Origin of the sequence: Sediminitomix flava (genome assembly GCF_003149185.1) — a bacterium.
In the GTDB taxonomy this organism is placed as follows: Bacteria; Bacteroidota; Bacteroidia; order Cytophagales; family Flammeovirgaceae; genus Sediminitomix; species Sediminitomix flava.
The window spans coordinates 1168820-1190037 of record NZ_QGDO01000002.1 but is presented as its reverse complement, the minus strand read 5'-3'; the positions used below and the strand labels follow the sequence as shown (position 1 = coordinate 1190037).

16 protein-coding genes are annotated in these 21218 nt (G+C 37.4%); 5 read left to right on the top strand and 11 right to left on the bottom strand.

The features are described from left to right. Nucleotides 1–20: 20 nt before the first annotated feature. The 5 genes from rlmN to BC781_RS11905 all read right to left on the bottom strand — a co-directional run bounded on the left by rlmN (nucleotide 21) and on the right by BC781_RS11905 (nucleotide 7972). Nucleotides 21–1100 (bottom strand): 23S rRNA (adenine(2503)-C(2))-methyltransferase RlmN, encoded by a 1080-nt coding sequence (gene rlmN, locus BC781_RS11925; protein WP_109618037.1) that lies wholly within the window; start codon nucleotides 1098–1100, stop codon nucleotides 21–23. Nucleotides 1101–1370: 270 nt separating this feature from the next. Next, entirely contained in the window at nucleotides 1371–2894 is a 1524-nt protein-coding gene (locus BC781_RS11920; RefSeq protein WP_109617847.1) for a tetratricopeptide repeat protein, read from the bottom strand. A 154-nt stretch (nucleotides 2895–3048) separates the two neighbouring features. Further along, the gene (locus BC781_RS11915) at nucleotides 3049–4203 is read right to left on the bottom strand and encodes a tetratricopeptide repeat protein (protein WP_109617845.1); all 1155 of its coding nucleotides are present in this window, start codon (nucleotides 4201–4203) and stop codon (nucleotides 3049–3051) included. A gap of 68 nt (nucleotides 4204–4271) precedes the next feature. Continuing rightward, on the bottom strand, nucleotides 4272–6833 hold the full coding sequence (gene gyrA / locus BC781_RS11910; protein WP_109617843.1) for a DNA gyrase subunit A: 2562 nt from the start codon (nucleotides 6831–6833) through the stop codon (nucleotides 4272–4274). 146 nt (nucleotides 6834–6979) lie between these two features. After that, nucleotides 6980–7972 carry a hypothetical protein gene (locus BC781_RS11905; RefSeq protein ID WP_109617840.1) on the bottom strand — a complete coding sequence of 331 codons (993 nt, stop codon included), beginning with the start codon at nucleotides 7970–7972 and terminating at the stop codon, nucleotides 6980–6982. Between the two features lie 231 nt (nucleotides 7973–8203). Between BC781_RS11905 and dapF the strand changes: the two genes are divergently transcribed. Beyond that, nucleotides 8204–8980, top strand: a complete 777-nt coding sequence (gene dapF, locus BC781_RS11900; RefSeq protein WP_109617838.1) for a diaminopimelate epimerase — start codon at nucleotides 8204–8206, stop codon at nucleotides 8978–8980. Nucleotides 8981–9345: 365 nt separating this feature from the next. On the opposite strand, the gene BC781_RS11890 is transcribed toward dapF, so the two are convergent. From BC781_RS11890 to pth, 4 genes are all read right to left on the bottom strand, one after another. Then, nucleotides 9346–9672 carry a DUF4112 domain-containing protein gene (locus BC781_RS11890; RefSeq protein ID WP_109617834.1) on the bottom strand — a complete coding sequence of 109 codons (327 nt, stop codon included), beginning with the start codon at nucleotides 9670–9672 and terminating at the stop codon, nucleotides 9346–9348. Between the two features lie 77 nt (nucleotides 9673–9749). Then, nucleotides 9750–10871, bottom strand: coding sequence for a low temperature requirement protein A (locus BC781_RS11885; protein WP_109617832.1), 1122 nt, complete (start codon nucleotides 10869–10871; stop codon nucleotides 9750–9752). A gap of 147 nt (nucleotides 10872–11018) precedes the next feature. Further along, complete coding sequence (locus BC781_RS11880; RefSeq protein WP_109617830.1) at nucleotides 11019–13187, bottom strand: S9 family peptidase; 2169 nt, start codon at nucleotides 13185–13187, stop codon at nucleotides 11019–11021. 174 nt (nucleotides 13188–13361) lie between these two features. Further along, on the bottom strand, nucleotides 13362–13925 hold the full coding sequence (gene pth, locus BC781_RS11875) for an aminoacyl-tRNA hydrolase (RefSeq protein WP_109617828.1): 564 nt from the start codon (nucleotides 13923–13925) through the stop codon (nucleotides 13362–13364). 150 nt (nucleotides 13926–14075) lie between these two features. On the opposite strand from pth, the gene BC781_RS11870 reads away from it, so the two are divergent. Together BC781_RS11870 and porN are read left to right on the top strand one after the other, a co-directional pair. Further along, entirely contained in the window at nucleotides 14076–14846 is a 771-nt protein-coding gene (locus tag BC781_RS11870; RefSeq protein WP_109618035.1) for a DUF547 domain-containing protein, read from the top strand. A gap of 174 nt (nucleotides 14847–15020) precedes the next feature. Beyond that, nucleotides 15021–15845: a type IX secretion system ring subunit PorN/GldN gene (gene porN, locus BC781_RS11865; RefSeq protein WP_109617826.1), complete on the top strand. Its 825-nt coding sequence runs from the start codon at nucleotides 15021–15023 to the stop codon at nucleotides 15843–15845. A gap of 334 nt (nucleotides 15846–16179) precedes the next feature. Here the strand turns inward: porN and BC781_RS11860 are convergent, their stop codons facing one another. Continuing rightward, the gene (locus BC781_RS11860; RefSeq protein WP_109617823.1) at nucleotides 16180–17553 is read right to left on the bottom strand and encodes a cytochrome-c peroxidase; all 1374 of its coding nucleotides are present in this window, start codon (nucleotides 17551–17553) and stop codon (nucleotides 16180–16182) included. A gap of 283 nt (nucleotides 17554–17836) precedes the next feature. Further along, on the bottom strand, nucleotides 17837–19195 hold the full coding sequence (locus BC781_RS11855) for a cytochrome-c peroxidase (protein ID WP_245935612.1): 1359 nt from the start codon (nucleotides 19193–19195) through the stop codon (nucleotides 17837–17839). A 274-nt stretch (nucleotides 19196–19469) separates the two neighbouring features. Here BC781_RS11855 and tpiA point away from each other — a divergent pair, with 274 nt between their 5' ends. Both tpiA and prmA read left to right on the top strand, forming a co-directional pair. Then, nucleotides 19470–20228, top strand: coding sequence for a triose-phosphate isomerase (gene tpiA, locus BC781_RS11850; protein ID WP_109617821.1), 759 nt, complete (start codon nucleotides 19470–19472; stop codon nucleotides 20226–20228). Between the two features lie 110 nt (nucleotides 20229–20338). Further along, nucleotides 20339–21160 carry a 50S ribosomal protein L11 methyltransferase gene (prmA, locus tag BC781_RS11845; protein WP_109617820.1) on the top strand — a complete coding sequence of 274 codons (822 nt, stop codon included), beginning with the start codon at nucleotides 20339–20341 and terminating at the stop codon, nucleotides 21158–21160. Nucleotides 21161–21218: the final 58 nt, after the last annotated feature.

Sequence of the window (21218 nt, the reverse complement as noted above, 5' to 3'; positions counted from 1 at the left end):
TATTGCACTATTTTCTTAGTTTAGTCTTTGATTTCACTTTCTGCGTGGTCTTTATTTGCAAGCTGACCACATGCCGCATCAATATCTTTTCCTCTACTTCTTCTGACGTGAACATTCACCCCTTTCTTACGAAGGTATTCACTAAATTTATCTAGTCTGTCTCCTTCAGATTTCGTGAATTCAGCATCTTCAATTGGATTATACTCAATGATGTTCACTTTACAAGGAAGGTGCTTACAGAATTGATAAAGCTCTTCCGCATCTTTTAGCGAATCATTGAATTTATTGAAGGCAATATATTCGTAAGTAACAGGATTCTTTGTTTTTTGGAAGTAGTATTTTAATGCCTCTCTTAGTGCTTCTAAAGTATTCGATTCGTTGATCGGCATAATTTGATTACGCTTCACATCGTTTGCAGCATGTAAAGAAAGTGCAAGGTTGAATTTTACTTCATCATCACCCAGTTTCTTAATCATTTTCGCAATACCTGCGGTAGAAACCGTGATTCTTCTTGGAGACATTCCAAGTCCTTCTGGTGAAGTGATATATTCAATTGACTTCAAAACATTGGCATAGTTCAAGAGTGGTTCTCCCATTCCCATATACACAATGTTTGTGAGTGGATTGTCAAAGTATTTTTCCGCTTGGTTATGAATCGCTACAACTTGATCATAGATTTCTGCAGGATCAAGATTTCTGATTCTATCCATTTTACCTGTAGCACAGAAAGTACAGGTCAGAGAACAACCTACTTGAGAAGAAACACAAGCTGTCATTCTTGGCTCACTAGGTACAGGGATCAAAACGCCTTCAACAAGATGTTCGTCATGAAGTTTGAAAGTGGATTTGATCGTACCATCATTACTTTGTTGTTTGGTGTTGATCGTGATCGGAGAAAAGAAAAAGTGATCGTCTAATAATTGACGTGTTCCTTTTGAAAGGTTGGTCATATCTTCAAAAGATTGGGCAGACTTCTTCCATAGCCATTCATTGATTTGTTTGACACGGAATGCCTTCTCTCCATTTTCAACCAAAAATGCTTTGATTTCCGCAGACTTTACTTTTCGGATGTCTCGCTTTTTAATTTCTGTATCTACCACTGTTTCTGTATTTTCTATTGCTCTATTTTCTAGGGCGATCAAATTTTCGACTTGCAAAAGTAATGAATTCTATTTGTATGTTTTATACGCTTGAAGCGGATTTGATAGCAAAGGAGTAATATTCATGGATTAAATGTTTGTATTGCTCAAAATCGATCTCCTTTTCATTACTGAAAAAAATCTTATGATCTCCCCAAAAATAACAAACCCGAACTTATCGAATAAGTTCGGGTTTGTTGCTAATGATTCTAAAGTAGAATCAGCTAAGAATTATTGGTTGTTCTTGATCATACGATCAGCACGGTTGATCAATAATTCGAAGTTGTTTGAATCGCCAGCTGGTTGGTTCGATTGTGCTTGAGTAAAGTAATCCTTTGCTTTTGTAGCGTTATCGATCAAGTCAGCTTTCAATGCATCAACTTTAGCTTTATCCTTAGAGTTTTTCACTTTACCAGTGTAGTCTACCAAGTTCTCAACTTCACGGTTGAAACCGTTAGCTTTTTGGTAGTAGAAGTCACCGATGTTTACAAGTGCACCATAGTGATTAGGATTCAACTCCAATACTTTGTTGTAGCTCTCGATAGTCTTTTGCTCCAATTCAGCAGCTTCTTCAGCATTCTCAGCCTTTTTAGCTACATCCATTTTGTTAGAGTAAAGAAGACCAATGTTGAAGTAAAGCTCAGGGTTGCTAGGGTCAGCTTCCAAAGATTTTTTGTTTTCTGCAATTGCCTCATCGATTTTATCCATTTTCATGTATAAAACGATTTTAGTTTGTTGCAAGTTAGCATCTGTTGGGTGTACCTCAAGTGCATTCTCTACATAACCCAAAGTCTCAGCATATATCTTGTTAGCTTCTTCTTTCGCTGTAGCTTCTTTTGCTTCGATTCCAGCAATTTCTTCTTTTACTGGAGCAATTTTCGCTTCAGTTTCAGTAGCTAGTTTAGAGAATTTGTTGTAACGATCTTTTGCAGCTTTGCTTTTCTTCATGTAAGCTTTGTTCGCCTCAGCTTTGTCTTTGTAATCAGCCAAAGTTTCTTCTAGCGGACGAAGTTGCTCTTGCGTAGTTTGACGCTTTTGAACATCAAGCTCAGAAAGTTGAGTTTCGAATTCTTGTGCTTCACTCATTGTATAGTGAATCAACAATCTGTGTGCATCGATGTTTGTAGCACCTCTTTCGATCATTGTTTTACTCAACTCACGGATTTTTTCAGTATCAGGCTCGTCTAATTGCTGAGCACAGATCATTGCATTGAAGATAGCCGTAGTATCTGTAGAGATGATGTTACTAGCTGTCAAGAAGTCTTCCATTGCTGAGTTGAAGTCTTCCTCATTGTAAGCAGTACCACCTTTGTTCATGAAACCTTGGTATAGGTCTTGAACCTTACTGTTTTTACCTTGAATATAAGTTGAGTTTTCACCCGCAGCATAAGTTACCCATGCATCCTTATAAACAGCACTCGTTTCTTTCTCTTGTGATTTAATTGTATTGTACGCAGACAAAGCTGAGTCAATAGCTGCTTCTTGCATATCAGCAAAAATTGAGCTGTCAGACAAAGCAATTGCTGAGTATACATTACCTTTTACCAAAAGAGTTTTTCCTTTGATTGTTACAGGCTTACCTTTCTTTTGCAATTTCGCGATTTCTTTGTCAATCGCTCCTTCAATTTGAGTTTTAGCCTCGTTTAGGTCTCCTGCAACTAGAGCTGCATCAGCTTTGCTTACGCTTTGTGCATACGCACCATTTGCGGCAGCTACAGTTAAAAGAACTGCAACTGATCTTTTCACGAATTTCATTGAATATTCTGTTTGTTTATATATATAGTACAACTTATTCCTTTCCTGTTGCAAAAATAACAGAAAAATTGTTCTGAGAAAGCCCCAAATTCCGTAGTTATCCTTCAAGCTTCAAGGATATTTATCATATTTTTTATAAAAAATCACAAAAAATTCAATCTAGTTCAGCATACTCGATCAATAAATCGAGTTCTTTTTGTTTTTTATCCTTGTTGAGGAGCTGATAAACTGTGCTTCTGATACGTAGAATTTCTAGGTTTTCAGGTTGGATTTTCTGTGCTTTATCAAAAGATTTTAAGGCTTGAGTGAGGTGATAGTTGATTTCTTTTCTGAATACTTGGAAGTCTTGACGTGAAATTTTCTCTTGCTTGATAATCTTATTAAATTTTTTGTTAAGATCATCAATTTGTTCCAAAGCCAGTATATAATGAAGATGCCCTTCATTGTAATGTCCTTCAAAAAAATTAGGAAATTCTTTCGTGATTTGGGCATAAGACTTTAATGCACTTTCTTCTTGGTTGCTGTATTCTTCTATAAGCGCGTGATATAGCTTTTTATATTTTTTCCTGTCAGGAGTTGAAGGAAGTTGGTTGAGATAGGTCTGTGCTTTCTCAAATTCATCCAATCTTAATTGAAACTGAATCATGCGTAAAATGAGAATTTCAGACTCAGGAAAAGCTTTTAAGAGAGTTTTGAGTTGAGAAATTGCGAGGTTTCGATTGCCCGAGCGCCATTCTATTTCTAGCCAAATGTTATAAGTTTCTGGCGAGCCTGCTCCATCAATGTAAAGTAACTCCATGTATCTGCTAAAACGCTCTGTATCATTTACTAAAAGACTTGTGGCTAATAGTAACTGGCGTAGCCTTTTGTCTTTATGATCAATGTCCCAAGCTATTTCTAGCCATTCTAAACCTCTTCGGTACCTTTTGTTGATGATATGAAATTCTGCTCGACTGTATGCAAATGCATAGATTTCTTCGAGCTGAATAGAAGCGAATTCTTTATAAAAATCAGAGGCTAAAGAATCATTGTCTATACTTCTCAGAAAAGAAACGGCTTTGGTTGTATTTTCAATTTCAGACTTGGAGCCGCTACTCCAATAAACATTTGCCGCCATGTATTTTTCTTCTTCCAATAGATAACGATCTCCTCCTAGGTAAAGAAGTGAGTCATAGAGCTTAGATGCTTCTTCAATTTTTCCAATTTGGGCAAAATGAAGCGCCTGCTTTCTGAGTACGTCAAACTTCTCTTGTGCGTATAGCTCAAAAGGGATGAGGAAAATGAAAATTATGAATGGGCGAAAAGTCATTGGGATACAAAATAAAAAAGCCTGTATTCCGATGGAAATACAGGCTTAGATTTTATTTCTAATAGTGCTTATTCTGCAGATTCTTCCGTAGAGTTGTCTGTAGATGCTTCACTATCTGGTGTTTCTGTTGCATTTTCAGTAGAAACTTCTCCTTCAAGGTTTTCTGCTTCTTCTAGCATTTCTTCACTGATCTCAATTTTAGCAATTGAAGAGATTTCATCTTCACCGTTCAAACGGATCAATTTAACACCTTGAGTAGCACGTCCCATAACTCTCAAACCTTCTACCGCCATACGGATAGTAATACCCGACTTGGTGATAATCATAAGATCATTTGAGTCTGTTACGTTGTCGATACTGATTAACTTACCTGTTTTATCAGTGACATTAAGTGTTTTCACACCTTTACCACCACGGTTCGTTTCACGGTAATCGGCAATTGGAGAACGTTTACCGTATCCTTTTTCCGAAACTACAAGTAAAGACTCTGTTTCAGAATCAGTGATACAAGCCATACCCACTACTTTGTCATCTCCACCATCGTCAAGACGAATAGCACGAACACCTGTAGAGTTACGTCCCATAGATCTTACTGCACTTTCGTTGAAGCGGATAGCTCTACCCGAACGAACAGCAACGATGACTTCACTGCTTCCTGTAGTCATTTGTACATCTAGAAGTTTGTCTCCTTCATTGATGTTGATGGCTGCAATACCATTTTGTCTCGGACGAGAATAAGCTTCAAGCAATGTTTTCTTCACTAGACCTTGCTCTGTTACGAAGATCAAGTGATGGTTGTTGATGTAGTCTTCATCTTTCAAGTTTTTGACGTTAACTACTGCTTGTACTTCTTCCTCACTAGAGATTTGAATCAAGTTCTGTAAAGGTCTACCTTTTGCAGTTTTCGATCCTTCTGGTACTTTAAATACTTTTAGCCAGTATACTTTACCTGTGTTGGTAAAGATAAGTAGGAAGTTGTGGTTGGTAGCTACGAACATATGTTCAGTATGATCATCGGTTTTAGATTTAGCACCTCTAGAACCTACTCCACCACGGTTTTGCTGACGGAATTCTTTCAATGGCGTACGCTTGATGTAGCCTTCTTTAGAAATAGTAATTACCATTTCTTCATCGGCAATCAAGTCTTCGATTTCAAGATCGTCTGCGTTGTATTCAATTTTCGAGCGTCTTTCGTCTCCGTACTTGTCAACAACTTCTTGCAATTCCTCACGAATGATGTTCATACGTAATTCCTCACTAGCCAAAATAGCTTTCAATTGCTCAACAAGTTCAAGAACTTCTTTATGCTCGTTTAAGATTTTATCTCTTTCAAGTCCTGTCAAGCGTTGTAGACGCATGTCAAGAATTGCTTTGGCTTGTAATTCTGAAAGATCGAAATCATTCATCAAGCCTTGGCGAGCGACATCACCATCTTTTGATCCTCTGATCAAAGCGATTACATCGTCTAGGTTGTCTAGAGCGATAAGGTAACCTTCTAAGATGTGAAGTCTGCGTTCTGCCTCATCCAACTCGAACTGTGTACGACGTACCACCACTTCGTGACGGTGTTTCACGTACTCAGAAATCAAGTCTTTGATATTTAGTGTCATCGGACGTCCTTTTACCAATGCGATGTTATTTACACTAAATGTAGACTGAAGCTGTGTATGTTTGTAAAGCATGTTCAATACCACTTCTGGTACTGAATCTTTCTTTAATTCATAAACAATACGAATACCACGACGGTCAGATTCGTCACGGATATTTGAAATCCCTTCGATTTTCTTTTCGTTGACCAACTGAGCTGTCTTTTCAATCATAGACGCTTTGTTGACCATGTAAGGAATTTCAGTAACTACGATTTGCTCTCTTCCTGTTTTCGTAGTTTCAAAGCCAGCTACAGCTCTCATAACTACTCTTCCACGACCCGTTTCCAAGTAATTACGAACACCGTCATAACCATATACGATACCTCCTGTTGGGAAGTCAGGACCTTTTACAAATTCTGCAAGTTCCTTGGTCGTAATATCGTTATTGTCAATATATGCATTGATACCCGCTGCCACTTCTGTCAAGTTGTGAGGAGGCATATTTGTAGCCATACCCACAGCAATACCCGAAGCTCCGTTCACCAAAAGGTTAGGGATTTTCGCAGGTAATACACTTGGTTCTTTTAAGGAATCATCAAAGTTAGGGGTGAAATCTACTGTGTCTTTTTTCAAGTCAGCAAGCATTTCACCAGCAATTTCCTTCAAACGCGCCTCAGTATAACGCATGGCTGCAGGAGAATCACCATCAATCGACCCGAAGTTACCTTGTCCGTCTACCAATTGGTAACGTAGTGACCAAGGTTGTGCCAAACGAACCATAGTGTCATATACCGAAGAATCTCCGTGTGGGTGATATTTACCCAAAACCTCACCTACGATTCTGGCAGACTTTTTATAAGGTCTGTTGTAGCTTAAGCCCAATTCAGCCATACCGTATAACACACGGCGGTGAACAGGCTTCAATCCATCTCGAACATCAGGAAGTGCTCTTGAGACAATTACCGACATCGAATAATCGATGTAGGCACCTCTCATTTCATCCTCGATATTAATCGGGATAATATTTTCGCCTTCTGCCATCTATATTTTCAGATTAGTTATTTAAATCAACTACTCAAACTTGTTGGTAAGAAACTACCGTTATGAGTAAGAAAATTGGTTCAAACTCTTACGCAAAAAGTTGAACGGCAAGATACAAAATTTCAATGAAATTTTACTACTAAAAATCAACCTCCAACGATAATTAAACGACGTTTTCTCTGCTGATTTTTCTTTTGCATTTTTTTAGTTTTTCTGCGCTCTCTTTTTTCAGCTTTTGAAAGCTTGTCTTTGCTCTGTTTTACTTGACCTCTGTGTATGTCTCCGTACTTCTGATTTTGTCTTAGGTTATACGGATTTCCTCTCAGACGGGCTCCCCCAAGTATCGCATGACGGTGTTCTTGTTGTACTTTACAACTTTTGATTGGACAGAGTGGAAGACGTTGTTTGATGGCATAGCCTACTCTTATTTCAAATGCAGGATTTATGCCCGACATTTTTTCGGTAGAGCTCGGATTTTGACTATTCAAAGCATCGCCTAGTCCGTCAAAGGTTTTACTAGGTAAGTATTCAAACCTAAGGATAGGACTTATACTAACTCTATCTGTAACATAAAAATGATAACCAGCTGAGAGGTTGATGCCAAGCCCTGCGGCTGAAGATGTTGAGGTCTGAAAATTTGGAAACTCACCCACAGGAGGACCTGTAGGAGGTAGCTCTGGAATTCCGTGATTTAGTGTGACAGAGTGCCAAGAAAGACCAAAACCTGTGAAAAAATTCTCACGTACTTGTTCGATAAATCGGTTTTCGAAAAACTTTAGAATATAAAAGTTACCTTCAATACCTACGGCGTAACCTTTCACTTCAGCAAAAGGGTTGTTATAAAACAGGTTGTCTGGTGGTAAAAAATCTTCGAAAGAATTGGGTGAATTGATATGGAATGAAGCTGTAGAATTAAAACTATATCGAAATGATGGGGTAACCGTAATCCCGTCCATCACTAAGAAGGTCGTGTAAATACCTGCGCCCCATGCTTTGTTTTTCAATCTCAAATCATCAGCCTTACTTGTTAGTCTGAGCCCTTCGTTATGAAGAGACCCACCTACCGTCCATAAAGCATGTTGTGCTTGTAGCCCAAGTGTGATAAAAAGAAGGAAGAAAAGAAAAAAGAATCTTTTCATGTATAATCGTTCTAAAATTGCCCTGTTTTAAGTTCGCAATATACTTTAGCAAAAAGTAAACCTTAAATTTTTAATCCCCTTTTTCTTGGTGAGAGTGCAACAAGAAATATTATTTTTGTAAGAGGTTTTAGTGCTGAAATTATCAGACAAATGTAAATAATTCAGAACTTTAATTCTTTAATGTGAGTCTAAAACTAATAAAAGCAAGCATATTCTTAAAAAGAGCCAACTATGACCATAAATTTTGTAAAATATCAAGGAACGGGAAATGATTTTATCATGATCGATGATCGTGAAGAAAAGTGGGATATTGAAAATGTTACTCTAAACGCTCGTTTGTGTGATCGTCGATTTGGAATTGGAGCAGATGGCTTGATTTTATTGAGAAGTCATCCTGAGTATGACTTTGAAATGATTTATTTCAATGCAGACGGAAAAGTAGGGAGTATGTGTGGAAATGGAGGAAGATGTACCGTGAAATTTGCACATACATTAGGCGCATTCCAAGAATCTACTACTTTTTGGGCAGCAGATGGTTTACATCATGCACATTTGGATGAAGAAGGGAAAGTTCATTTGAAAATGAACCCGCCTTTAGATATTGAACAAGGAGACGATTATTTCTTTATGGATACAGGTTCTCCGCATTATGTACAATTTTCTGAGGAAGTAGCAGACCTTGATGTTTATGAACTAGGAAAAAGTATTCGTTACAACGATAGATTCAAGAAAGTAGGAACAAACGTAAACTTTGTAGAAAAGACAGATACGAATCGTTTGTTTGTCCGAACTTATGAACGAGGAGTTGAGGATGAAACATTCTCTTGTGGTACGGGAGTGACAGCTTCGGTTATTTCTGCGGCTTTACAAGGAATGAAATCTCCAGTGCCTGTAAAAGTAATGGGAGGAGAATTGGAAGTATCTTTTACTGAAAAAGAAGGTGCTTTTGAAGATCTTTATTTGATTGGTCCTGCACAAGAAGTTTTTAAAGGGCAAGTAGAAATCTAAGCCTTTTGATTTAAATTTCTTTTTATACAATAAAGACAGAACTGCGAATGTGTAGTTCTGTCTTTATTTTTTGATGAGATGTAACTTCTCTAGTTCGGTAGAGAGTTTAAGAATTTTAATTTCACGCATGATATTTTCATTTTAAAGTCTGAATTCTTCTTTGGGTGATGAGAAAATATTCTTTATCAAAATGAATAATATCGGTGAAAAGGTAACGAGATAAATTTTTGATTCGGGTTGAGCAATTTTTTCGATATAGATAATTATACCGAGTACAATCCCGATTAATACTCCAATGGAGAATATTTTTTTTAGTAGATTTTTATCAACTTTCATTGGTTAAAAAGTTTGAGAAATAGACGTTATTAATTTTCTTTTTGTTCTTTTTTCAGCAGATCTACATTTCTACGATTGGCTTTGTATAGGAAATCGATCAAGTCTCCGATGGCAGGAACAAGTCCGATGATAAAGTCAACCGTGAGATTGGTGAGCATCTTGGTAAAATAAGCTTTATGTAGGCCGTGCTTCTTTAATACTTTGTGAGTGTAAATCACTGAAATGAGATAGGAAGCAAAATCTCCGGCACCTGGGATTAGACCAATGATGACATCAAAATGATAATCATCCATCCATTTGGCTAACTTCTCCAGTTCTTTAACCGCCGATTTGATTTTTTGTTCTTTAGTAGTCATTTAATAGGTATAGTCAGTTCTTCCATCACTTCAAACGTAAAAAAATAAAACTCGTTCCAAAATTATTCCAAATAGGGTTAAAATACCGACTTTCCATATATTTTAATTTGAGATTGATAGTTTACAGCGATATATACGGCAAAAGAAAGAGCCATGCCGTATAAAATATGGTCTGCTTGTTTGAGGAACATAGAAGAAATCATAATGACAAATACAATAATTGTATTTCGAATATTATGATAACGGTATTCTGGAACATTGATGAAGTAGGCTGTTTGTTTTCCGATGTAAAGAAAAGCCATTCCTAAAAATGCCATCATTTTAAACTCATTTATATTGAGATCGTTGAAAATGGCATGTCTGATGGTATTTGCTATTAAGGCAAAAGACACGTAGGTGAAAAATTGAGAGAAAGCGATAACGACTCCATTTTTATCACGCTTACTTTCAATTAATAAAGTGAATGAATCGAAATAAATCCACCAAATCATACAGATCATTACAAAACCAATAATTGCGGCTGAAAGTGTTTGTGTATTCCAAACTACTTCTCTCAAGCTTGCAGATAATGAAATGACAGATTCTCCCAGTAAAATAATGGCAAGAAGTCCAATTCGTTCGACCAGGTGATCTCTATCCGCAGGTTTTAGATTGTTTTTTTTGCTGTAAAACAATGGTAGAATCATTTCTATGGCAATTCCTAAGAAAAAGATAAAGACCGCATATTTGAAGGGGAACAATAGTGCTGATGTTGAAATCAGTGCTCCGAGAAAGAAATATTCTGCGATTTGGCTAGCTGCTTTATCATTGTTTTTCCTTCCCTCAGCAAAGAATAAATAAGTGATAAGAAATCTTGTTGCACCATAAATAGAGATAAAAAGTCGGTATCCTCTTTCCACTTTCAAATCTAAAACACCAGACATGAGCATGAGCAAAAACATGAGTACCAAAGTGAGAAAGCGATGTCCTTTTTCGTCTCGATCATAACGGTTTGAAAAGATGGTGTGCGAAAGCCATATCCACCAATAAGGAATGAAAAGTACCAAAAACTTGATGAAACTAGCGCTCTCTAGGTGGTGATTATGTGTATGAGAAAGTAAATGTGTGATTTGTCCGAGAGAAACGGCGAAAATGAGATCAAAAAATAGCTCAAGCCATGTAGCTTGACGATACTCCCATAGATATAACTCTTTTTTCATATGCAGAACAAATATTTGTTCTGTAACAGTTTAGGAATGCGGCTCGGTTCTTTTAGGTTTTACAAAAGTGTAGCCAAACAAAAAGGTCAAGCCCCAAAGAAGCTTGACCTTTCCATCATCTTAATTATAAAAATACAGCGATTACTGTTACAGATTATTCATTACATAATCCGTCATCAATGTGTACAAGTGCAATCGTGTATTTCCACCATAAATACCGTGATTACGGTCAGGATAATAGAATGAGTCGAATTGCTTTCCTGCACCAATCAATGCGTTTTGTAACAAGAATGCGTTTTGAACATGAACATTGTCATCTCCAGTACCGTGGATTAATAAGAATTTACCTTTCAATTTATCTACGTGGTTGATTGGTGAGTTCTCATCGTAACCCGCTGCATTATCTTGAGGACGTTGCAAATAACGTTCCGTATAAATCGTATCATATAATCTCCAAGTCGTTACTGGAGCAACTGCAATTGCCATCTTGAAGGTATCTGCTCCTTGCATGATACAGTTTGATGACATGTAACCTCCGTAACTCCAACCCCAAATACCAATACGGCTAGCATCGATATAAGGCATTTCTGCAAGATATTGTGCAGAAGTGATTTGGTCTTCTACCTCCAATTTACCCAATTGGCGGTAAGTAGCATGCTTGAATGCTCTACCTTTGTTTCCTGTACCACGACCGTCAACAACCGCTACAATGTAGCCTTTTTGTGTAAGCATTTGGTGCCAAGCGAAGTTTCCTCCACCCCATTTATCTGCTACTTGCTCAGAACCTGGACCTGAGTATTGGAACATCAAAACAGGATATTTTTTAGACTCGTCAAAGTCTGCTGGCTTAAGCATATAACCATGTAGCTCCATTCCGTGAGAAGGAGTGAAAGAGAACATCTCTTTTTTCACATAGTTAAAGTCAGCTACTCTGTTTTTGAATGCTTCGTTGTTTTCTAATACCTTGATTTCAGCATTTCTTTTTACAGCAAAAAGAGAAACTGTTGGTACTTCTTCTGAGCTAGAGTGGTATGAGATGTAATATTTGAAATCACGGCTCATGTTTACGGTAGTATTACCCGCTTTTTTGCTCAGTTTTGTTTTCTTTCCACCTTTGTAGTCAATGCTGTAGAAATCTTTTTGCATTGGAGATGCTTCGGTAGAGATGTAGTAAATGCGTTTTGCATTCTCATCTACGCCTACCAATTTCTTTACTTCCCAGTTACCTTTTGTGATTTGTCTTACCAACTCACCGTTCAATTTGTAAAGGTAAATGTGCTTGAAGCCATCAGTTTCTGAGGTATATACAAAGTGCTTTCCGTCTTCTAGGTAAGTAAGTTCGTCACAGTAATCAAGGTCTACGTATGTATCAGCCTCTTCAGTCAATACTACCTCACCTTTTCCGTCTTGACCTACGTGCAAAATTTCCAACTTGTTTTGGAAACGGTTCATGCGAATAACAGACAAAGTATTGTTGTCTTTTGTCCATTGTACACGAGGAATATAAATATCTTTTTCTGTACCAAGCTCAACGTCTGTAGTTGAAGCATCTCCTAAATTGAAAATTGAAAGAGCGATATCAGAGTTTTTCTCACCTGCTTTAGGATACTTGAAACGGTAATCTGTAGGGTAAGGCATTGAGTGATTCCATTCTTGCATATTGTACTCAGGAACTTCAGTTTCGTTGAAGATCAAGTACGCAATTTTATCACCTTCTGGAGACCAGTAGAATGCTTTTGCGAAAGAAAATTCTTCTTCATAAACCCAATCAGCAGAACCGTTGATGATATGGTTGAATTTACCTGTTGTCGTCACTTGCTTTTCTTCCATAGAAGCTAGGTCTACGTAGAAAAGGTTGTTTTCACGAACAAAGGCAACTTTTGAACCATCAGGAGAGAATGTAGCATAGGACTGCTTTCCATTTGCTGATAGTTTTTTCAATTCTTTTGATTCAAGATCATAAACATAGTATTCTGCTTTGAATGATCTTCTATAGATAGATTCTCTGTCGGTAAGTAAAAGCACTTGCTTTTCGTCTGCAGAGAATTCATAACCTGCAATTTTTAATGCTGGAGAAAGAGCGTCTCCTTCTACCAATGTAGCTACTTCTTTACCTGTAGTTACGTCTGTTTTTACGATAGCATTGTTTGCCAATGCAGTGTAAAACTGTCCGTCTTTCATCCAGTTTACAGCATTTACTGATTTCGGATAAAAGAGGTATTGCGACCAAATGTTTTCTAATGTTATATTCTTTTGAGCGAAAGATGTAAACACGCTCAATACCATCAATAAAATGGTAAAGTTCAGTTTTCTCATGAGGTTTGCGTTAAAAGCTTAACTTGTACACTTTGATAAAATCTTCCTAAGATAGGATTATTTCCTTATAAAATAGACTGAACTTGGGGTTATTTTAAAATGAATCATCTTCAAAATGGGATTTTTGCAATAAAAAAAGCCTCAGTCAAATGTTAATGACTGAGGCTTTTTGAATTATTTATTGAACTGATTCATCGTTCGTGCAATCCCGATGGAGCAGAAGGAAAGAATCATATCTCCACAACGATCAAGTAAGGTATTGTCTAGCTCTATTTGTTCATCTTGAGAAAACTCTCCAAGTACAAAGTCAATCTGACGACCTTTCGGATAATCATCGCCAATTCCGAATCGGAGACGAGGGTAGTTATTTCCTCCAAGTTTCGCTTCAATGTCTTTCAAACCGTTATGTCCTGCAGCAGAACCTTTTCCTCTCATTCTCAATGCACCGAACGGAATTGCTAGATCATCGACAATGACCAAAACATTATCTCTTTCAATTTTTAGCTCTTTCATCCAGTAATTGACAGCCTTTCCACTTAAATTCATATAAGTAGTTGGCTTAATCAAATGGATTTGTCTGCCTTTATGCTTAAACTCAGCTTTAAATGCTAAACGGTCAGAATCAAAAGACACATCATTTTTTTTTGCAAGACGGTCTAATGCCATAAAACCTACGTTATGACGAGTTTCTGCATATTCAGCGCCAATATTACCTAGTCCAACAATCAAGTATTTCATTCGTATATTCTTTCTAGCTTTTGCTATACATTGCAATTTGGGTGACTTAATGATTAATTCACCTTTCAACAGCACTAAGTCAAACAAGCAAGCTGACTAAGTGTTATGCTAATGCACTCATTTACTTTAATTAATTGCAAAGATACAATCATGAACAAAAAACTAATACCACTTGTGCTTATCCCGCTCATCTTATTTGGATATTTTTCGATTTCTTCTCCAATGCCAGATGTTCAATCAGACTCAAATCCTATTTCTCACGAAAAATGGACAGCTCTTCTCAAGAAGCATGTGAATGCGAAAGGCGATGTAGATTACAAAGGTTTTAAAAATGATAGTAAAGCATTTGATGAATATTTGAAGCTGTTATCTACCAATCACCCGAATAAGTTGAATTGGTCTGAAGAAGAAAGGTTAGTTTATTGGATTAATGCCTACAATGCTTTTACTGTAAAGCTTATCATTGATAATTATCCGCTGAAAAGTATAAAAGATATTACGGCTGTAAATATTCCGTTGGTGAAATCTCCTTGGGATATCAAGTTTATTGAGATTGAAGGTGAAAAATATGACCTGAATAATATCGAACATCAGATTTTGAGAAAGAAATTTTCAGAACCTAGAATTCACTTTGCAGTAAACTGTGCGTCTGTTTCTTGCCCAATTCTCAGAAATGAAGCTTATGAAGCGGAAAGAGTGGAAGAGCAACTTCAAGAACAAGCGGAACTTTTTATCAATGATGCTAAAAGAAATAAAATTGCATCTAATGAAGTTGAGATCTCTAAAATATTCAGTTGGTTTAGCGGAGATTTTGAACAAAATGGTACTGTAATTGATTTTATTAATCGATATTCAAAAACAAAGATTGAGGATGAGGCGAAAGTTAAATATTTGGATTATAACTGGAATCTGAATGAATAAGAAAATACTTTTCTGACAATGGCATAGTATTAGCTTTCTTACTGATTGCTGATCTTCAGTCTTTTTGTAATAAATGTAAGTTACTGGCAAATAGATATTAATATTTACATAAAAACCTAGTAAATTTAAGACTGAAGAGTTTGATTAATCGGTGTAGAAGGAAAAATATAGAGTATGAAAATATTCAAAATACTATTCATAGGATTGTTTTGTTTTCCATTTATAAGTGGAGCGCAGGAAGCGTATGTAGAGAAAGAAGGTAAATACAACCCTCATTCTGTACGTCCTATTCGTGAAGATGATATTATGTGGAAAAAGTCTTTGTGGTTTACACTAAACCTCAAAACTAGAGTAAACGAGCCATTCTTCGCACAAAACAATGAAATCTCAAAGTTGCTGATCAATGCTGTAAAGGAAGATAAAATCATCCCTTACATGAATGATTCTTTGGCAACAAGAATGAGTAAAGAAGAATTTTTGAAACGCCTTCGTGTTCCTCAAACAGAAGGTTTAGATGAAGATATGATGGAAGCTTGGGGCGATGACCTTGCCGCAGGTAATGAATATAATGCGCGTCAGTTTTGGTTGCTAGAAATGAAAATTGATAGAGTATTTGATCAACGTCGTTCACGTATGTATAACGATATTCAGTCGATCACACTTATTCTTCCTCATAAAGAGAATGTTTTAGAATTGGATTTACCAATTGCTACTTTCTCTTTCAAAGAATTGAATGAAAATGTGTTCCACATGCAAGAAGGTGGAAAAACGGTAGATAATCCTGATGCCATTTGGTACAATACAGAAAACCAAGCACAGCACAGAAATTTGACAGATGCATTTAACCTAGAGTTATATCATGGAGTGTTGAGTAAATATGAAAATCCGAAAGATAATACAATTGTAGATTTTCATGGTGATGGTAAAAATGGATATTACAAATCATTAGAAGCTTTATACCAATTGATGGAGTACGAAGCGACACTTTGGTCTTACTAATTTAGAAGGCTGAATATACAAAGAGGGAATCTCAGTGATGAGGTTCCCTTTTTTATTACTTATGAGTAAATAAGGAATAGGACATAATAATATGGGCAATACTATCCTTAGAGTTAACGAAGTGATCTAAGGATTTCTCCTTTACTGTTCTTAGAGTTACTCTAAGAACTCACAAATGGAAACCAGAGTCTTCAGACTCGAAAAATCTGCTAAAATGTCGAGTCTGAAGACTCTAACTCCCATATCTTAATTCGAAGATCACTTTGTTAACTCTTCGAATAGAATATGTAGCTTTACCTATTTCCTTATGTCCTAGTATTTAATACAGTATTAATTATTGAGGATCACAGCCCAAATCAAACTTGGATTGTTCATCGTTGTTAGGAAAGCAGAATCCAGAAAGATTTGAGCTAGGGATATATCTTTCAAGTTCTTCATCCCAAAGTGAATATTCTAAGAATTTGACCAAATCATCAACCTCGTCTTCACTTAAGTTGAGTGGCTTAAACCTTGGGTCGAGGTATTTTTCGGTGACATTAGCATTTTGCGCGACTCCTCTATTTTTGTATTCAATGACTTGACGAAGAGAAGTAAAAGTACTTCCGTGCCCAAAGAATGGTGCATCTTTCAAGTTGTAAAGCTGAGGAACTTTGAAGGCATAAAGCTCATCATCATTTCCAGTAAAACCTCCTCTACCCAAACTTGATTCACTACTCCCTCCACTTCTAACTAAAGAGGCAGTTAAGTCTCCCATACCGATAGCTGCAAATTGTAATGTACTAAGCGCAGGTCCGTTGTGACAAGAAGAACATTCTCCATTTCCGAAAAAGATTAATGCTCCTCTTTTCTCGGCATCAGACATAGCTGCTTTATTACCTCTCAACCATTTTTGGAAACCAGCTCTGTTGGCTAGGAGTGTACGTTCATAACAAGCAATAGCCAAACCTGCAGTGACAGGAGTGTAACGCTCACTTTCGGGATAGTCGGGGAATGCGGCATCAAACATCTCTTTATAACCGTATTGTTCAGCCAATTCAGGAGTCATATCCATACGGTGTTCTGTAAGTCCGATGATGGCCTGTGTTTCTGGACCTAAAAAACCTAAGTGGTTTGTAAAGGAAGCAGAACCTTCAACCCATAGACCTTCGGTTCCTGCGTTGGCATCGGTGGCTCCTAGTTGTCCATTCCAAAAGACATTTCTTTGGTAGGCTACATTTAAGTTTGTTGGTACACGAATGGACTGAATGTCAAGCAAGCTGTCATCATAATTTAAATGCGGAGTTCTACCTTCACCTTTAAATCCAAAACCGAGTCCACCTTCTCCTATACCTTGTGCTCGTCCAGACTGAAAGCCTGAGCCTGCATTATGGCATGAAGCACAAGAGTAGGTGTGTTTACCTTCTTCTCGTTTTGGATTTACTGCCAAGCCAGTTTCATGGAATAGCAATTTCCCCAGTCTACATTTTTCTTCTGTAATTAAATTATTGGGGTCTTGAGGGATATTGCTATAATCGTCGCTTTCTGGAAAAATGTAAAAATTCATCCCTTCGCCTTCAGAGGCAATCATAAGGGCTTCTTCTAGTTGTTTGTCGAGTTCGGAAGAAGAAGTTGTGGCACTTACTGGGTCATCATCATCGCTACAAGACATGATCATGACAGATAGTAATGAGGAAATGAGTATTCCCCACCTCTTTTTCGATAATCTCATGATAGTTGTTCTTTGGATTCTATTAACACCTTCGTTTAAATCTGCGGATGTATAAAGAACATAAGAGGATATTGAATTTTATTAAGATGTAAGGTTTGATGAAAAAATGAAGAAATTTGAATGTAGAGATATACCTGATTTTTGTGCATAAAAAAAGAGCTACCTCAATTTGAGGCAGCTCAACCGCTTTTTGTAAATGGAAAACTAAATCTACACACCAACAATTCCTTCCGTACGCTTCTCCATCGCTCCAAATACCAAATACATCTTGCGGTATATCTTATTAGTCACAATTCATGTCAGACTTAGACTGGGCATCATTGTTTGGAAAACACATCCCAGAAGGTATTGTTTCCGGTTCATAACGTTTTAAGTTATCATCCCAAAGTGCATACTCACAGAATTTGACTAAATCATCTATTTCATCTGAAGTGAGGTTCAATGGCTTAAATCTTGAATCAAGATATTGTTCCGTGACATTTGCATTCTGAACTTCACCTTTGTTTTTATATTCAATAACTTGACGAATCGTTTTGAATGTACTTCCATGTCCGTAGAAAGGAGAATCTTTCAAGTTGTAGAGCTGAGGAACTTTAAATTTATATTTATCAGCATCATTTCCTGTAAAGCCACCTCTACCCAAGTTTGCTTTTTCATCTTCAGCACCTCTTACTAAAGCTCCTTCAAGGTCACCCATACCAATGGCAGTAAACTCCATTGTGTTGAGTGCTGGCCCATTGTGACAAGAGTAACATTCGCCTTTCCCAAAGAAAACCAAAGCGCCACGCTTTTCTGCGTCACTAAGTGCTGTTTTATCTCCTTTTAACCATTTTTGGAATCCAGATTCATTGGCCATAAGTGTTCTTTCGTAGCAAGCAATGGCCAATCCAACGTTTGTAAGGCTATATCTGTCACTTACAGGATCGTTTGGAAAAGCTGCATCAAACATCTCTCGATAGTTGTGATCATCAAGAATACTGTCATTGATACTCAATCGGTGAACGCCTAAGCCAGCAATAGCTTGAGTTTCCAATCCTTCAAAGCCTAATTTGTTGGTCGCGATCGGTGTTCCTTCTTTCCATTGAGCTTCAGTACCTATGTTCTTACCCGTAGCTCCGAACTGCCCGTTCCAAAGCATATTTTTTTGGTAAGCACCGTTCATTGCCGTAGGAGATCGTAGTGGTTGTACGTCTAGTAAGGAGTCTACATATTCTAAATGTGCAGATCTTCCTTCTCCTGCAATACCAAAACCAAGTCCACCTTCTCCAATACCTTGCATACGTCCTGCTTGAAATCCGGCAGCCGCGTGGTGACATGAAGCACATGAGTAAGTGTTTCTGCTGATTTCTTTTTTAGGAACGATAGCCAATGCGGTTTCGTGGAAAAGTAATTGTCCCAAATCACATTTGGCTCTTGTTATAGGATTGTTTGGATCTTGAGGAATGTTATTGTAGTCATCACTTTCGGGAAGAATGTAGAATGACATTCCAGCGCCGCTAGAAGAGACCATGAGTTGCTCCTCAAGTTGTTCGTCTAATTGAGAAGATGAAGTTGTGGTGTTTCCGTCGTCGTCATCACTACAACCAAACATACAAGTTAGTAGTAAGCATGTAGCAATGCTTAGTTTCATCGAAGCTTTCATATAAACATTTTTGGGTTTTTTAATTGTTACACTTCCTCCACTGCGAAAATGAATCAATGCATCGTATTCAGAACAAAATAAAGCCAAAAAGTACGTCTAGGAGTAAGGTTTAGAGGTAGAAAGCAGAAACATTAGGGAACGCTTTTCTGTTTTGTTGAATCTTAATGGAACGATTCAGTAAAGAACCTCCTTCAATTAATGACATTACTCATTTATCAGAGCAATGAGGTTATCTATATTTGAAGCGTTCAACTAATCCTAAATAAAAGTAACAATGGCAAAGAAAATTGTAGCCGGAAACTGGAAAATGAATCTCGTGAAAGACGAGGCAAAAGCATTGGCATCAGAAGTAGTAGCTCAAGCAAAAGCGGAAACTCCTTCAGATGTTACATTGATCATGGGCGTTCCTTTCGTACATATCGCAGAAGTGAAGAACATCATCGGCGATGCTGAGAATGTATTCCTTGCGGCTCAAAACTGCTACGACAAGCCTTCAGGTGCATACACTGGAGAAATCTCTGCTGCACAATTGAAGTCTTACGGTGTGGATTATGTGATTTTAGGACACAGTGAAAGACGTGAGTACTTTGGTGAGTCTAACGAAATGTTGGCTGCAAAAGTAGATGCGGTATTGGAAAACGATATGCTTCCAATTTTCTGTGTAGGTGAAGTATTAGAGGAAAGAGAAGCTGGAAAGCAAAATGAGGTAGTAAGCAAGCAATTGAGCGAGAGCTTATTCCACCTTCCTGTTGAAGATTTCAAGAAAGTTGTAATTGCATACGAACCAGTATGGGCAATTGGTACAGGTAAAACTGCTTCTGCTGAGCAAGCTCAAGACATGCACAAAGAAATTCGTGCTATGTTGACTGCAAAATATGGTGATGCTGCAAACGATATTTCTATCCTTTACGGAGGTAGCTGTAAGCCAAGCAACGCAAACGAAATTTTTGCTGGAGCAGATGTAGATGGTGGTTTGATCGGTGGAGCTTCTTTGGCTGCTGCAGATTTCGTTGCAATCTCTAAATCATACTAATTTCAGTTTATTTCGACTGATTTTTGAAAAAGCGGTAAACAATCTCATTGTTTATCGCTTTTTTTGTGTTCTAGAGTTTTTATAGGATTAAAAAATTAGATCATAAAAATATGCACTTTATCACTGTACAACTCAAATGTGGGGAAGAGCTTTCAGAAATTCTGCAGGCCTTGATCGGGAATATTGGTTTCGATTCTTTTCTTGAAGACGAAAATGGTTTCGAAGCATCAATTGAAAAAGATCAGTACGCAGAAGAAGAACTGAAAGAAGTTTTAGCACCTTTTGAAGGCCAAATCGAGTACACTGTACGTGAGGAAGAAAAAAAGAACTGGAACAAGCTTTGGGAAGAAAACTATGATATGGTTGAAATTTCTGAGGAATTGATCATCAGAGCTAGTTTTCATAAACCTGAAAAGCCATACCCATACGAAATTGTCATTAACCCTAAAATGTCTTTCGGTACAGGGCATCACCCAACAACAACATTGATGCTGAGAAATCAGTTGAAGTTAGACCATAAAGATAAAATTGTAGCTGACCTAGGTGCAGGAACTGGTATTTTAGCCATTATGGCCAAAAAGCTAGGAGCAAAGCTCGTTGATGCATGCGATATTGAGGAGTGGGCAGTTGAGAATGCAATAGAAAATGCAAAAATCAACGAAGTTGACTTCGATATGACACAGGGAACTGTACAAGAAATGACACTTCATGCGCCTTATGATATCGTAATTGCGAACATTAACCGTAATGTGCTTCTTACAGAAATGCAACTTTACGCTGAAATGCTGAAAGAAAACGGAACCTTACTTTTGAGTGGTTTTTACACAGAAGATATTGAAACCATGCAAGCGGAAGCAGAAAAACATGGATTATCTTATGAATCTCATTTGGAGTTACGTAACTGGGTAAGCATGAGACTCAAAAAAGGCTAGATTTTTGTGTATATATGATATTGACTTGAAAGGCTGTGTGCTACTAGAGCGCACAGCC

Coding starts and splice junctions, on each gene's coding strand:
- BC781_RS11860 (WP_109617823.1), bottom strand. CDS start 17,553: ATGAGATTATCGAAAAAGAGGTGGGGAATACTCATTTCCTCATTACTA.
- gyrA (WP_109617843.1), bottom strand. CDS start 6,833: ATGGCAGAAGGCGAAAATATTATCCCGATTAATATCGAGGATGAAATG.
- porN (WP_109617826.1), top strand. CDS start 15,021: ATGAAAATATTCAAAATACTATTCATAGGATTGTTTTGTTTTCCATTT.
- BC781_RS11915 (WP_109617845.1), bottom strand. CDS start 4,203: ATGACTTTTCGCCCATTCATAATTTTCATTTTCCTCATCCCTTTTGAG.
- BC781_RS11870 (WP_109618035.1), top strand. CDS start 14,076: ATGAACAAAAAACTAATACCACTTGTGCTTATCCCGCTCATCTTATTT.
- BC781_RS11890 (WP_109617834.1), bottom strand. CDS start 9,672: ATGACTACTAAAGAACAAAAAATCAAATCGGCGGTTAAAGAACTGGAG.
- BC781_RS11880 (WP_109617830.1), bottom strand. CDS start 13,187: ATGAGAAAACTGAACTTTACCATTTTATTGATGGTATTGAGCGTGTTT.
- BC781_RS11855 (WP_245935612.1), bottom strand. CDS start 19,195: ATGAAAGCTTCGATGAAACTAAGCATTGCTACATGCTTACTACTAACT.
- dapF (WP_109617838.1), top strand. CDS start 8,204: ATGACCATAAATTTTGTAAAATATCAAGGAACGGGAAATGATTTTATC.
- pth (WP_109617828.1), bottom strand. CDS start 13,925: ATGAAATACTTGATTGTTGGACTAGGTAATATTGGCGCTGAATATGCA.
- BC781_RS11920 (WP_109617847.1), bottom strand. CDS start 2,894: ATGAAATTCGTGAAAAGATCAGTTGCAGTTCTTTTAACTGTAGCTGCC.
- BC781_RS11905 (WP_109617840.1), bottom strand. CDS start 7,972: ATGAAAAGATTCTTTTTTCTTTTCTTCCTTCTTTTTATCACACTTGGG.
- prmA (WP_109617820.1), top strand. CDS start 20,339: ATGCACTTTATCACTGTACAACTCAAATGTGGGGAAGAGCTTTCAGAA.
- BC781_RS11885 (WP_109617832.1), bottom strand. CDS start 10,871: ATGAAAAAAGAGTTATATCTATGGGAGTATCGTCAAGCTACATGGCTT.
- tpiA (WP_109617821.1), top strand. CDS start 19,470: ATGGCAAAGAAAATTGTAGCCGGAAACTGGAAAATGAATCTCGTGAAA.